14 protein-coding genes and 3 CRISPR repeat arrays are annotated in these 14,018 nt (G+C 42.6%); of the genes, 9 read left to right on the forward strand and 5 right to left on the reverse strand.

The features are described 5' to 3' along the window. The first annotated feature begins 133 nt into the window (after positions 1 to 133). The 3 genes from glmU to JOC37_RS13695 all read left to right on the forward strand — a co-directional run bounded on the left by glmU (position 134) and on the right by JOC37_RS13695 (position 3,152). On the forward strand, positions 134 to 1,498 hold the full coding sequence (gene glmU / locus JOC37_RS07860) for a bifunctional UDP-N-acetylglucosamine diphosphorylase/glucosamine-1-phosphate N-acetyltransferase GlmU (protein WP_204617755.1): 1,365 nt from the start codon (positions 134 to 136) through the stop codon (positions 1,496 to 1,498). 31 nt (positions 1,499 to 1,529) lie between these two features. After that, positions 1,530 to 2,480 (forward strand): ribose-phosphate diphosphokinase, encoded by a 951-nt coding sequence (locus tag JOC37_RS07865; protein ID WP_204617757.1) that lies wholly within the window; start codon positions 1,530 to 1,532, stop codon positions 2,478 to 2,480. A 435-nt stretch (positions 2,481 to 2,915) separates the two neighbouring features. Further along, on the forward strand, positions 2,916 to 3,152 hold the full coding sequence (locus JOC37_RS13695) for a DUF6431 domain-containing protein (protein ID WP_420797284.1): 237 nt from the start codon (positions 2,916 to 2,918) through the stop codon (positions 3,150 to 3,152). A 640-nt stretch (positions 3,153 to 3,792) separates the two neighbouring features. Here JOC37_RS13695 and JOC37_RS07870 read toward each other — a convergent pair. The 5 genes from JOC37_RS07870 to JOC37_RS07885 all read right to left on the reverse strand — a co-directional run bounded on the left by JOC37_RS07870 (position 3,793) and on the right by JOC37_RS07885 (position 6,892). Next, positions 3,793 to 4,200 carry an arsenate reductase ArsC gene (locus tag JOC37_RS07870; RefSeq protein ID WP_338017365.1) on the reverse strand — a complete coding sequence of 136 codons (408 nt, stop codon included), beginning with the start codon at positions 4,198 to 4,200 and terminating at the stop codon, positions 3,793 to 3,795. 33 nt (positions 4,201 to 4,233) lie between these two features. Continuing rightward, positions 4,234 to 5,292, reverse strand: coding sequence for an ACR3 family arsenite efflux transporter (arsB, locus tag JOC37_RS07875; protein ID WP_338017364.1), 1,059 nt, complete (start codon positions 5,290 to 5,292; stop codon positions 4,234 to 4,236). Between the two features lie 130 nt (positions 5,293 to 5,422). Continuing rightward, the gene (locus JOC37_RS07880) at positions 5,423 to 5,737 is read right to left on the reverse strand and encodes a metalloregulator ArsR/SmtB family transcription factor (protein WP_204617762.1); all 315 of its coding nucleotides are present in this window, start codon (positions 5,735 to 5,737) and stop codon (positions 5,423 to 5,425) included. Between the two features lie 137 nt (positions 5,738 to 5,874). Beyond that, positions 5,875 to 6,000 (reverse strand): hypothetical protein, encoded by a 126-nt coding sequence (locus tag JOC37_RS13470; protein ID WP_274380932.1) that lies wholly within the window; start codon positions 5,998 to 6,000, stop codon positions 5,875 to 5,877. 52 nt (positions 6,001 to 6,052) lie between these two features. Continuing rightward, positions 6,053 to 6,892 (reverse strand): PRC-barrel domain-containing protein, encoded by an 840-nt coding sequence (locus tag JOC37_RS07885; RefSeq protein ID WP_204617764.1) that lies wholly within the window; start codon positions 6,890 to 6,892, stop codon positions 6,053 to 6,055. A gap of 123 nt (positions 6,893 to 7,015) precedes the next feature. Between JOC37_RS07885 and JOC37_RS07890 the strand changes: the two genes are divergently transcribed. The 6 genes from JOC37_RS07890 (at position 7,016) to JOC37_RS07915 (ending at position 11,180) form a co-directional block, all read left to right on the forward strand. Next, the gene (locus tag JOC37_RS07890) at positions 7,016 to 7,651 is read left to right on the forward strand and encodes a 50S ribosomal protein L25 (protein ID WP_204617766.1); all 636 of its coding nucleotides are present in this window, start codon (positions 7,016 to 7,018) and stop codon (positions 7,649 to 7,651) included. 94 nt (positions 7,652 to 7,745) lie between these two features. Next, positions 7,746 to 8,297: an aminoacyl-tRNA hydrolase gene (gene pth / locus JOC37_RS07895; protein WP_204617768.1), complete on the forward strand. Its 552-nt coding sequence runs from the start codon at positions 7,746 to 7,748 to the stop codon at positions 8,295 to 8,297. Positions 8,298 to 8,311: 14 nt separating this feature from the next. Then, positions 8,312 to 8,767 (forward strand): hypothetical protein, encoded by a 456-nt coding sequence (locus tag JOC37_RS07900; protein WP_204617770.1) that lies wholly within the window; start codon positions 8,312 to 8,314, stop codon positions 8,765 to 8,767. A gap of 426 nt (positions 8,768 to 9,193) precedes the next feature. Beyond that, a complete protein-coding gene (locus JOC37_RS07905; protein WP_204617771.1) occupies positions 9,194 to 9,385 on the forward strand; it encodes a hypothetical protein in 192 nt (63 codons plus the stop codon). A 39-nt stretch (positions 9,386 to 9,424) separates the two neighbouring features. Then, positions 9,425 to 9,679: a DUF5395 family protein gene (locus tag JOC37_RS07910; RefSeq protein WP_204617773.1), complete on the forward strand. Its 255-nt coding sequence runs from the start codon at positions 9,425 to 9,427 to the stop codon at positions 9,677 to 9,679. A 43-nt stretch (positions 9,680 to 9,722) separates the two neighbouring features. Beyond that, positions 9,723 to 11,180 (forward strand): putative sulfate exporter family transporter, encoded by a 1,458-nt coding sequence (locus JOC37_RS07915; protein ID WP_204617775.1) that lies wholly within the window; start codon positions 9,723 to 9,725, stop codon positions 11,178 to 11,180. A 244-nt stretch (positions 11,181 to 11,424) separates the two neighbouring features. Next, a CRISPR array of direct repeats spans positions 11,425 to 11,994; the repeat unit is 30 nt. A gap of 370 nt (positions 11,995 to 12,364) precedes the next feature. Beyond that, positions 12,365 to 12,660: direct repeats of the CRISPR family, unit length 30 nt. A gap of 599 nt (positions 12,661 to 13,259) precedes the next feature. Beyond that, positions 13,260 to 14,017: a CRISPR direct-repeat array (repeat unit 30 nt; unit sequence GTTTCTAGCCTACCTATAAGGAATTGAAAC). The last annotated feature ends 1 nt before the right edge of the window (position 14,018 follow it).

Consider the following 14,018-nt stretch of genomic DNA (forward strand, 5'->3'; position numbering starts at 1 on the left):
CCCTTTTGTATTTTTATAGATTATATTGTGCAAAAATGTCAGGATATAGAGGAATACTGTATTCAGTGTTGAATGTTATAATTGTGTAACATTTTTTTCGAGAACTAAATTATGGTACAAAGGGGGTTCCCGAATGCGGCTTGCGGCAGTAATTTTAGCAGCTGGTAAGGGTACCAGAATGAAATCCAAACTGCCGAAAGTGTTGCACCAGGTGGGTGGCAAGCCGATGTTGGGACATGTGCTTGATGCTGTTGTAAAGGCCGGTGCGGAAAAAACGGTTGTTGTAGCAGGTTATGGGGCAGAGCAGGTGGAATCCTTTGTGGGAAACCGTGCCCAGGTGGTATACCAGGAACAACAACTGGGGACAGCCCATGCATTAATGCAGGCTGCCGGCATTTTAGAGTCCTTTCCCGGCCATATACTTGTAGTGTGTGGGGATACACCGTTAATAACCCCGGAAACACTATCCCAGTTGGTAAAGTGTCATGCAGATAATCAAGCATCGGCCACCGTTCTGACTACAGTAATGCAAGACCCCACCGGTTACGGGCGAGTGATTCGCGACGAACAAGGCAGGGTAGATCGCATAGTAGAGCAGAAGGATGGAACGCCGGAAGAACTGGCGGTGCAGGAAATTAACACCGGGTTTTATTGTTTTGCAGTGCCCGGTTTGTTTGATGCTCTAAAGCAGATTTCTTCTGACAATGCCCAGGGAGAGTATTATCTGCCGGATATAATCAAAATTTATAACCGGCAGAACAAAGTTGTTGCGGCCAGCCTTTGTAATGATCCCCGTGAAGTGATGGGTGTAAACAACCGCCAGCAGCTGGCAGCGGCGGAAAAAGAACTGCGCGCCAGGGTGCTGAATCGCCTGATGAATGACGGTGTAACGGTAATTGATCCAGCAGCTACCTATGTTGACAGTACAGTGACCATAGAACCGGATACCGTGCTGTACCCCGGAACGATACTTGAGGGTGATGTTAAAATTGCCGGCGGCTGTTATGTCGGCCCTAATACACGTATTGTCAGCAGTATAATTGGCCCGGGCTGCCGGGTTCAATATTCAGTAGTAATGGACAGTGAAATAGGTCCCGGCTGTACCATCGGTCCCTTTGCTTACATTCGTCCGGAATGCAAACTGGGGTCCGGTGTAAAAATCGGTGACTTTGTAGAGGTTAAAAAATCTGAAATTGGTAATAACAGTAAGGTGCCGCACTTATCTTACATAGGAGATTCAATTATCGGTAAAGATGTTAATGTGGGTGCTGGAACTATTACCTGTAACTATGACGGAAAGAAAAAACACCGTACCGAGATTAATGATGGCGCCTTCATAGGCAGTAATACTAACCTGGTAGCACCGGTAAAAGTGGGCGCCGGAGCGGTGATTGCTGCCGGGTCCACCATCACCAAAGATGTTCCCCGGGGGGCGCTGGGTGTGGCCAGGGGACGACAGATAAACAAAGAAAACTGGGTTAAAAAAGGCAGTAAATAATATACAAAGCATTATTTTGGAGGTAAAGTAAATGTCTTCGGGAAACAAGCGGTTAAAAATATTTACTGGTAATGCAAATAGAAAATTAGCAGAAGAAATATGCCAATACCTGGGAGTAACCATGGGTGATTCCAATGTAGGCCGGTTTAGCGATGGCGAAATAAGGGTTAGAATTAATGAAAGTGTCCGGGGGGCGGATGTTTTTATTATTCAACCCACCTCTACCCCGGTAAATGAACATTTAATGGAACTGCTGGTGATGATAGATGCTATCCGCCGGGCTTCGGCAAGGCGCATTACCGCGGTCATTCCTTATTACGGCTATGCCCGTCAGGACCGTAAAGCCCGGGCTAGGGATCCCATTACGTCAAAACTTATTGCTAACCTGTTATATGCTGCCGGTGCCAGGCGGGTAATAACCATGGACCTGCATGCCGGGCAGATACAGGGATTCTTTGATATTCCGGTGGACCACCTGCCGGGTGTGCCTATACTGGCAGAGTATTTCACGCGGAATGAAATAGACAACCTGGTGGTTGTTTCTCCGGATATTGGTGGAGTGACCAGGGCACGGGATCTGGCAGAACGGCTGGGTGTACCGCTGGCCATCATCGATAAACGCCGTCCGGAACCCAATGTGGCGGAGGTAACCAATGTCATCGGTAAAATAAGAGATAAGCGGGTTATCATGATAGACGACATTATTGACACCGCCGGCACTATTACCAAAGGTGCCGAAGCCCTGTTGGAACGGGGAGCGAAAGAAATTTATGCCTGCTGTACCCACCCGGTATTATCCGGGCCGGCCGTTGAACGATTGAAAAATTCAGTGATTAAAGAACTGGTGGTTACCAACACCATACATTTGACTAAAGAAAAACTTTTTGATCGGGTTAAAGTACTTTCGGTGGCCCCAATATTGGGAGAAGCAATTATTCGCATTCATGAAGACCTGTCTGTAAGCAAACTTTTTGACGCATAGGCAAGCCCCCATGCCCGCGGCGCCAACAGGAAATAAAAAAAGAAACAAGAAAACACCGCTTTTATACCGAAAGGTTTGAAAGCGGTGTTTTATGTGCGCCCGGCATGGGCGATGTCTATAAGGTGGAAGTCCCGAACGTTAAAGGTAGCAGTAAACATTAGCTTAAGGCAAGGTGTAAAATCTCAAATTAAAAATGTCTAAACCACCCTCGTATTCTCAAATTAAATAATCTGCAAATAATTTTAATGCTAAAATAATTTGCGAAAAATTCTCATTTTATTTTGGTACAAAAATATTATAAAATTTGTTGCGGGAGTGATTACTCATGCAGCAAATTTTTTTAACTTCATTAACCCCAAAAGAATATTTCGATACGGGTAAAAAATTTCCCTTTCTACAACCTGAAAGCTGCCTTAATCCTGCCGTCTTGTACAAATACCACCTAAAAAGCATGGGCTCTACAGCCGCAATTATATCTGTCAGGATTTCTCTAACAAAATCCTAATTCGTCGTTACTACTGCCCCTACTGCGGGAATACTTTTTCTTACCTGCCCTCTTTTTGTCTGCCGTACTTCCAGTACTCCATAGGACTTATCTTTATGGCTATATTGTATTTTTTTACCTTGACCGGTCGAAGGAGGGATTTTAAGACTTATCAAATCAATGTATAGCAATATCTATTGGAACAAGCAGCACCTAGTTTTTTATATTAAAAGATTTTTAGATAACTTGAAGTTTATACAGATGGGCTTGCGCCAATTGTTTTCTGGTATTTGCTGAAGCGCTTTGCCCATCAGTTTATAAATGAACTGTGGCAAACGGATATTATGTACGGCCCTGGATCAAGGTGGGTAAGTCTAAAAAACAAACGTATTTGATAGCATTTATCGATGATGCCTAAAATAGTAATTATCAAGTTGAATGCTACCGTAATTTGAGAATTATTTTTAAAGTTATTATTTTAATTTGAGAATTTGGGTCATTTTTACGCCTATTAATACTAATTTAATTTGAGAATTGACACCTAAGACAAAGAGAAAGAAACTAATTACACTGGGAATACCCAAAAAATGGGCTGTATTAATAAGTAGCTCACGAAAAGGAATATGGCGCTTATCAAATACTCCGCAAGTAAATAAAGCCCTTTCACTCACCTTCTGGCGAGAACAAGGACTTAAGAGTTTAGTCAAGCGCTACGATAAACTTCGTTCCACAACATGAACCGCCGTATACCGAACGGTACGTACGGTGGTGTGAGAGGACAGGAGTTAATCACTCCTTTCTACTCGATTGAAGGTTAAATTAAAATTATTACAAATTATCTTGTTGTACCCTTAAAATTAAATCTTCCACTTTTTTCTTAATAATATCTCTTGTTTTCCTAAATCCTTCAATTGGCCCTCCGGATGGGTCTTCAAGTCCCCAGTCTTCTGAATGCTTGCACAGCACGTGGGGACAAACTACATTACACCCCATAGTTACTAAAATATCTACTTCTTTTGGTATATCACTAAGTAGTTTAGGATAATGCTTACTCATATCAACTCCCGCTTCTTCCATAACCTGCACTGCTTGAGGTTTTACTTCGGGATGTTTTTCTGTACCTGCCGAATACACATCCAGTACATCACTGTCTAATTTTTTAGCCCATCCTTCTGCCATTTGGGAACGGCATGAATTATGCGTGCAAACAAATGCAACTTTTTTTTCATGATAAATCACCCTTAGTCGCAGACTTTATGCAGCGGTATTTTAGATATCTTTAAACCAATTTCTGGTATTATTTGCTATTTTAACAAGTGTAAGCATCAACGGTACTTCTACTAATACTCCCACTACTGTGACCAAGGCAGCGCCAGATTGAAGTCCGAATAATGATATGGCTACAGCAACGGCAAGTTCAAAGAAGTTGCTTGTGCCTATCATTGAAGCTGGTGCTGCAATATTATGCGGAAGCTTCCAAAGCCGTGCCCAACCGTAAGCAAAAATAAATATCAAGAAGCTTTGAATGATAAGCGGTACTGCAATTAATCCAATGTGAAATGGATTATTAATAATAACCTCTCCTTGAAAGGAGAATATTATTATCAGCGTTAATAAAAGACCGATAATCGTTATATTATTAAACTTTTTAAGAAACACATTTTCAAAATAATCCGACCCTTTATTTTGGATTATATACCTTCTGGAGACATATCCCCCTGCTAGCGGTATTACCACAAATAATACCACTGATAAAAGCAGCGTGTCATAAGGTACTAGAACATCGGAAACTCCCAGTAAAAATGCAACAATTGGTGTAAAGGCAAATAACAGTATAAGGTCATTTACTGCAACCTGAACTAAAGTATATGCTGGATCTCCATCTGTTAAATGACTCCACACAAAAACCATAGCTGTACAGGGGGCTGCTCCCAACAGTACCGCCCCTGCCAGGTAATCTGTTGCCAAATCTGCCGGTATAAAGGCTTCAAAAACAACCTTAAAGAAAAATGCGGCAATTAAATACATTGTAAAAGGCTTTATAAGCCAGTTTGTAACACATGTTACCGTTAATCCTTTGGGTTTTTTGGTTGCTTCAACTATGCTGGAAAAATCAATTTTAAGCATCATGGGGTAAATCATAAGCCATATAAGAATAGCAACCGGTATGGAAACCTGTGCATATTCAAATTTACTTAAAGTTTGTGGGAAAGCTGGGAATAACTGTCCTATGGCAACCCCTGCAACAATACATAAGGCCACCCAAATTGTTAAATACCTTCCAAAAAAATCCAAAACCTGGCCTTGCTGTTTACTTTCCTCAGACACATTAACCATCCTTCCGTGAATTAAGTTTTTTCTTTTATACAGAGGCATACAGAGGCATTTTTTGCTACCCAGGTGATTTCTCCGTTTACATTAGTTTACATTATAAGAAGGCATCTTTATTTTTTGGTTATTAATCCCCCTCCTTTGGCTTTAAAACTTTTTTACAAATACAGTTTTCTTTATATGATGATAAATAGTTAATATAAGCACATAAATCATTAAAAGCGGCCTTGTTTAATGAATATATCATCCATTTACCGTTTTTTCTGGAATTGACCAACCCTGCATGCTGAAGTATTTTCATATGATGTGAGATAGTGGGCTGTGTAAGATCTAATCCTTCCATTATGTCGCAGGCGCAAAGCTCCCTGCAGGACAGCATATCAATAATCAGCAATCTGTTTTTATCAGCAAGGGCCTTAAATATTTCAATCTTTTCTTTCACCAAACCACCCCATAAAAAAACATAGAAATATATAAATGTATCTATGAATAGAATAAAACTTTATTTTACTTTCGTCAATATATTTTTGTAGCAAAATGGAAAAAGGCTGTCGATTTTATCGACAACCTGCACAGACGTTATTTATCATTAGTCTCTTTTTCTTCTTCCTGATCTTTATTTTCCAGCGCAGAAAACCGGTCATAACTGCGGTTGGGGAACCCGGTTATAAAATCATCCGGGCGCCCGGTGAAATTAGCGGACATAATACCACCCCCGGTGCTTTTTTACTATTTTTCCCGCAGCACCGGGGGTTTATTATTTTTGGTGGGAGTGATTTTCATCTTTTTCCGCTTTTTTTTCATCCGCTGCAGCTTGTTCCTCCTGTGGATTGTTTTGTACAGCGGCTGAAATTTTTTCCTCATCACCTGCTGGGCCGGTTTGTGGGTTATTTTCTTTTGGAGAAGGGGTGCTGGGAGCACAACTGCTGCATTGACACTGGTCGCTGTGTTCTAAGGCTTTTTTTCTTTCGTTTTTTAACTGTTCCAGTCTTTTATTTATGGTACCGGTTACTTCCCTGGCCTTAACAACGGTGGTTTCCCAAAGACTGCTGCCGGCATCTTTAATAGTTTTTAAAGTTTCCCACAACCCGCCGTCAATTTTTACAAGATTTTCTGAGGCATCATTACTGACCACCAGTATTTTTTTACCAATGGTGCGCACCAGCGAAATGTCTAAAAAAGCCCGTCCGGACATAATGCCGCTGATGAAACTGCCCGATATTTCGAACCCGGAAAGGGATCCGTCTTCGACATTGATATAATATTCTTCCACCGTTCCCAACACTGTGCCCTTTTCAGCTACCACCTTACAACCGGTCAGTGAATGTTTGTCCTTGGTCAGCTGGACAATATCAGGAATACTGGCCCCTTTGGTTGCGCTGCTGCTTTTTTCTATGGTGATGGCGTCACTGCCTATGCTGGATACCTTGCTGTAAGGAATAAATTTTTGTCCCTTAAGGAAGCCCTTTTCCTCTATAATTAAAGCCGCTACCACCTTAGAATCGGGATTAATTACCAGGTCCTTCACTTTTCCTATTTCATTGCCTTCACCGACACTGATTACCGGCATGCCAACAAGTCGTCTGCTTTTAATCACTTTAATAACCCCCTCGGCTTCATGGGTTGTTCTAATTCATGATATGCCCGGCCAAAGTTTGATATGACCAATTTTAGGGAATAATGATAATAACTTCTTAATATTTTTAGGAGGGGTATCTATATGGCAGATATTAACTTGGAAGTGGAAGAGCGTTCCAAGGGCGGCAGACATACTCGAAACCAGCTGGCCCGAAGGGGACAAATACCGGGTGTAGTGTACGGCAGGGAAATAGGTTCCATGTCGCTGGCAGTGGATGCCGGAGAAATAAAAAAGATTATCAAGAACTTCGGTACCAGCAAATTAATTGATTTAAGGATTAAAGGTGACGATAAAAATACCCATAGGGTAATGATAAGGGACCTGCAGCACGACCCGCTGCGCAATGAAATTACCCATGTGGATTTTCAAAAAGTATCCATGGCGGACAAAATTAAAACCACCGCTAAAATAAAGCTGGTGGGAAAACCGGATTTGCCAGGCGGGGTGACCGTTCAGCATCAACTGTGGACGGTGGATATTGAGTGCCTGCCCGCGGCCATACCGGAAAGCATTACCGTGGATATTTCATCCCTAAAAGAGGGGGAAGCGGTACATGTGGCGGATTTAGACCTGCCGGAGGGAGTAAAAGTTACCACCGACCCCGGGGCGGTGGTTGCTTTAGCAGCTTATACCCGGCCCGCTGAACCGGAGACCGTTTCTAAGGAAGCTGAGGAAGCGGCGGAGAACAAAGAAGCTGTCCACCAGGAAGAGGCTTAATTCTTTCGTTCCCCCTCCCCCTCCGGGTTGTCAATTTTAACTGCCTTGGGGTAAAATTGACAGAGAAAAAAGGACAACTTTGGAGGTAAGGCAGATGAAATTGATTGTGGGGTTGGGAAACCCTGGACCGGAATACAGCCAAACTCGTCACAATGTGGGATTTATGACGGTGGACAGGCTGGCAGAGGAACTAAAAGCAGAGGTGAATAAAAATAAATTTAAAGCCTTAATTGGTGAAGCGCAAATAGGCTGTGAAAAAATACTGCTGGTTAAGCCGCAAACATACATGAATCTGAGCGGGGAAGCAGTGGGGATGCTGGCCCGCTGGTACAAGTTAAGTGCTGAAGATATTGTAGTTATCTATGACGATATGGATTTGCCCCTGGGGAAACTGCGTATCAGGCCCCAGGGCGGATCCGGCGGGCATAACGGTATGAAATCGATTATTGCTCACCTGGGCACAGAAAAATTTGCCCGCATTAGAATTGGCATCGGCAGGAGTGAAGACAGTATAAAACACGTGCTGGGGAATTTTTCGACCGAAGAGATGAAACAAATTGACAGCGTTATTTCCGATGCGGTAAAGGCCGTGCATGTCCTGGTGTGCCGGGACGTTAATACGGCTATGAATAAATATAATCGCTGACCGGGGGAAAAACGGTGTATTATTTGCTTGAACTGGTGGAAAATATAAAATTGGATTCCAGTTGGCTCTCGCCGGCGTTAAAGCATGGCGTGAGCCAAGCTTTTTTAGCGGCTTTGGCGGCTTCCGGTATATCATGGCTGCTTAACGGGCGGCTGTTTAATATATATAACCATAAAGCGGTGATTTACCTCGGGCCGGCGGTGGAAGAACTTTCTAAAACCGGGTTGGCTGTGCTTGTTGGTGCACCGGTAATGCTAACCCATACCCTGTTTGGAGCGGTGGAAGCCCTTTGGGAGTTAAAAACCTATCGCCGGGGTGCTGCTGCCGGTTTTGCGGCCTTGGCGACACACGCGTTTTATGGTTGGTTAGCCCAAATGGTAATCGATCACAGCGGTATTCCGGCGGCTTTGGCGGTGGTTTATGCGGTACATATGCTGTGGAATTTTTGGGTAATGCATAAATTAACATAAATATAATAAAATAATTTATAGGTTTATTAAATGAAGCGAAAAAGTTAGAACGGCAGGAAATTGCGGGACATTCTGTCCATATTGACTAACCTACCAAGCTGTGATAGATTTATAACCAAATAAGGTTTTGTTTTATAGCAGCTTCACGCACATAAAAACACTTTCAAAAACCGCTTTTTTCACATCACCTTTTTTTCATCATGTAAGCTCACAAATTAAACCCCTTTTTAGCACAATTATTTTAATAATTCCAGCAGCCAGTGGATAACTTCTAGAAAGCCTGTAATAATGTATTCAATATACTTAATGACCAGTTAGTGAATTAATTCGCTAAAAATTAAATCGGGCCCATTACGGTGTTTAGCGCGCCGTAACAATAAATACCCGCCGGCTGTGCGGTGGGGAAATAAGAAAGGAGGAATGTGGATGCCGGAAGCAAAAATTCAAGAACAAGAGGAATTTCAAGGGGGACTGACAGCAAATTTTAGTCCCGGCCAGGACATCGAATCGCCTGAACCATGGGAACCATGGGAAACGAAACTGGTCATTTACAGCTTAGGTATCGGTATAGGGGTTCTTATAATTGGTGGTATTTTAATTAACAAATTACTCCTTTAAATCACAGTACCGTATCCCACAGGAAATGGGGTGTACGCAATGAAAGCGGATATAGAACTGATTCTTACTCACGATGGAAAAGAATGGATTGCCCGCAACGAAGAGTTTAGTGTTCGGGGTGAAACGCTGGCGGAAATGGAAGAACGGCTGGAAAAAGCAGTTATTGAGAGGGGAACGTTTAACCGGGGATCAAAAATTACGGTTTTTATGGGGTTTGACTTTGACACTATTCCTACTTGGATCAGACAATATGCTGCGCATTACTTTAATCGGTACTATTCCATTGAAGTTTAGCTGTCGGCGGTGTTTTGATAATGCAAACTAAAGGGGGGATATAATGGCAAGTGTAAATAGGAAATGGTATTCCGGTATGCTTACCCAAGAAGACTGGTGGGCGGTCTGGTTGGGACTGATAATGTTCTTTGCCGGTCTGCTTTCTATTACCGGTGTAGACTTGGTAGGTTGGATGGCTAAAACCCATACCTGGGTTAACCCGGCAGACGGTCTTTCCGCCTCCGGTAAGGCTTATAAAGATATGCACCCGCTTTTATCACTGCTGATAACTTATATTGTTTTTACTGCTCTTACTACCACCGGTGCTTATTTTATGAAATTGAATGTTAAAAAGTTCTTGTACGGTTGGACGATTATATTTGCCATCACCTGGGCCTGCTGGTTTATCGGCCACGAAGCTCACTTTAAAGCGGTGCCCCAGGATTGGGATAAGTACGGTATTACCTGGGGCTTGGCATTGGGGGGCGGATTTTCCTACATCCTGGCCCTGTTAGTGGGGCTGTTTATCGGTAACTTTACAAAGGGATTTGCCAAAACCCTTTACGAAGCAGCCAAGCCGGAATGGTATATTAAAACAGCCATTGTATTTTTGGGTATTAAAGTAGGATTAATGACCATGCAGGCGGCCGGCTTTACCTTTGAGCTGGCGCTGGCCGGTATGGCTGCTACCTTTGTGGCTTATATGCTGTTTTGGCCCATTGTTTACTCTTTGGGCAGAAAGGTATTCAAACTGCCGCGGCAGTGGGCTGCCACCCTGGCATCCGGTATTTCCATTTGTGGGGTATCGGCAGCAGTGGCCACAGCCGGGGCCATTCGCGCCAGACCAATTATTCCGGTTATGGTTTCCATGCTCATCGTTGTATTTGCAATGATTGAGCTTCTGATTTTGCCGCCGCTGTATACAGCTACTTTGGACCATGAACCGATCGTTGCCGGTGCTGCCATGGGTATGACGGTTAAAACTGACGGTGCCGATGCGGCGGCCGGTGCGGTGCTGGACGAAATGATGCGGGCTAAGGCTGCCGCTGCTGGAACCATGTGGCAGGAAGGCTGGATTTTAACATCGGCGATTATGACCAAAGTATGGATTGACATGTTTATCGGTCTCTGGGCCTTTGTTTTAGCTATTATCTGGGTCTATAAGGTGGAACGAAAGCCGGGACAGCTAACGGTGGGCAAATCAGAAATCTGGTACCGTTTCCCCAAATTCGTACTGGGTTACATTTTTACGTGGCTTGTTTACGTAGGTATAGCGGTATTACTGCCGGACTTAATTGATGCTGCCATGGTAGGAGCCAAAACCGTTCAAAGCCCCATGCGGAAGATGATGTTTATGCTTACTTTTGTTAGCATTGGTATCATTACCGACTTCAGCAAGTTAAAGGGTATGGGAAGAATGGCACTGTTATACGCCGTTGCCCTGTTCCTGATTATTGCACCCATTGCCCTGGTGGTATCTTACGTTTTCCACCACGGCATGATGCCACCTGCTGCCGGCTAAGTAACTTTAAAAAAACGGCCGCCCAAAAGGGGGCCGTTTTTAACGGAACCTATCAACCCAAACCTGTATACTAAAAATGTCGTCGACCCCCGGTAGTGTAATTTTTCCGGGGGATCGACGACATTTATTAATAGCTCCAATGTATTGATTTAACTGGTATGTTGGAAAAACCGAAGATGAAATGCTTGTTTTTGGAATTAGTATTGTGTAAACTAAAGTGCAGATATTAAGCGCTTTTTAATGGGTTTCTAGCCTACCTATGAGGAATTGAAACATGACACTAGTGTTCCTTGCCATAATGGATGGGTAGGTTTCTAGCCTACCTATGAGGAATTGAAACAGGTCTAAACCATATTGTTTTAATTCATATTCAAAAACGTTTCTAGCCTACCTATGAGGAATTGAAACTTGAACTTTTGGGGACCTTAAACTCAGCTGTATATTTCGTTTCTAGCCTACCTATGAGGAATTGAAACTTCGTGGTGCTTCCCTTAGCGATAACCTCAAATTTAGTTTCTAGCCTACCTATGAGGAATTGAAACCTGTAGTAGCTAGAGATAGAAACGAGGCTGTAAAATTTGTTTCTAGCCTACCTATGAGGAATTGAAACATAAAAAAATGCTGGGAAAAAACAAAAAAGAATATCAGTTTCTAGCCTACCTATGAGGAATTGAAACATGGGTCTTACATCGGAATATGACATATTGGAAAAGGTTGGTTTTTAGCCTACCTATGAGGAATTGAAACCCGAGACCTGCCCGGGATATTTTTTATGATGTTTTAGTTTCTAGCCTACCTATGAGGAATTGTCCTTTTCCCGGTTTAATGGACAGCCGGTAAAGAGTGGATAGTATAAATAATAGAAGATGCTGAAAATGGTGGGGATGCCGGTTACCTGGGAGCACACGGAGTAATTCCGTCATCACCGGGCTGTATGAGCCCAGAAATTATAAAAACAAAGAAAAGCGGTTTAACTTATTGTCTAATTTATCAAGGGAAGATCAGATATACTAAAAATGTCGTCGATCCCCGGTAGTGTAATTTTCCCGGGGGATTGACGACATTTATTAATAGCCCCAATGTATTGATTTAACTGGTAAGTTAGAAAAACCTAAGATGAAATGCTTGTTTTTGGAAGTAGTATTGTATAAACTAAAATGCAGATATTAAGCGCTTTTTAATGGGTTTCTAGTCTACCTATGAGGAATTGAAACGTAAAGGAAGTGATAAATAATCGATAGCAATAAAAGTTTCTAGTCTACCTATGAGGAATTGAAACTCGGGATATGGCTCGTACTTTATGGAGCCGTCCGCGTTTCTAGTCTACCTATGAGGAATTGAAACCCCAAGTATCAAATACCATGGGCAAGATCGCCCAGTTCCAGTTTCTAGTCTACCTATGAGGAATTGAAACATTACCCCCTCTTAAAATCCGTTTATAGCCCGTCGGTTTCTAGTCTACCTATGAGGAATTGAAGCATATGATGCTGCGAAGGAATAAAAACGCATGTCAACGGTTAGTGTACAGCATAAATAACTAGATGTGCTGAAAACGGTGGAGAATGCCGGTTTACCCGGGAAGGCATGGAGGACTTCCATGTTGAGAGGATGTGCCAAGTCCTCAAGGCTTCCCGGGGTATTATTATGCCTGGTGCAGGGCCGGCAGGGGTATTGAAGCGTTGAGCGTATTATGAGATCAGCAGGCATTAGCCATTTAAAAGGGCAGGTATAAAGCAGCGGTAAACCCGGGACATACCATACCGGCTGCTGAAAATAAGCTGAGCCGCCGGGTATATTTGAATACTAGAAAGTTTCTATAACCGAATAAGACTTCATTTATCACTGGACTGTATGAGAAAAGCGCTTAACTTATTGTCTAATTTATCAAGGGAAGATCAGATATACTAAAAAATGTCGTCGACCCCCGGTAGTGTAATTTTTCCGGGGGATCGACGACATTTATTAATAGCTCCAATGTATTGATTTAACTGGTATGTTGGAAAAACCGAAGATGAAATGCTTGTTTTTGGAAGTAGTATTGTATAAACTAAAATGCAGATATTAAGCGCTTTTTAATGGGTTTCTAGCCTACCTATAAGGAATTGAAACGTTCTGCAACTATTCTGACTACATCTTGGTATTTATGTTTCTAGCCTACCTATAAGGAATTGAAACTCAATATTCAGGGCCATTTCCTTGCTGGTAACTTCCACAGTTTCTAGCCTACCTATAAGGAATTGAAACATGTATTGTCTGAGGGATATGCCCAGAATTCTTGCCGTTTCTAGCCTACCTATAAGGAATTGAAACAGGCTATGAAGGAAACTGATTTGCTGATATGGGACGGTTTCTAGCCTACCTATAAGGAATTGAAACTGTGCATGAGCGCATGCCATAAAGCAATTGCACCGGGAGGGTTTCTAGCCTACCTATAAGGAATTGAAACACCGCCAATATTGCGAGCTGGTATAATTCCTCATCGTTTCTAGCCTACCTATAAGGAATTGAAACATCTAACATCATACTCAATAGCTTTATTTATTTCAGTTTCTAGCCTACCTATAAGGAATTGAAACATAAAAGCTATACCCTTGCGAAAAGCGATGAACCCAAGTTTCTAGCCTACCTATAAGGAATTGAAACGCTTGCCGGCGGTTTCAAATATAACCTCTAAAACATGTTTCTAACCTACCTATAAGGAATTGAAACCCCTCTGCCTGCACTATAAACCATGAACCAAAGGGTTTCTAACCTACCTATAAGGAATTGAAACCCCTCTGCCTGCACTATAAACCATGAACCAAAGGGTTTCTAACCTACCTATAAGGAATTGAAACC

It is taken from the genome of Desulforadius tongensis, from assembly GCF_016907915.1.
GTDB lineage: Bacteria > Bacillota > Desulfotomaculia > Desulfotomaculales > Desulfohalotomaculaceae > Desulforadius > Desulforadius tongensis.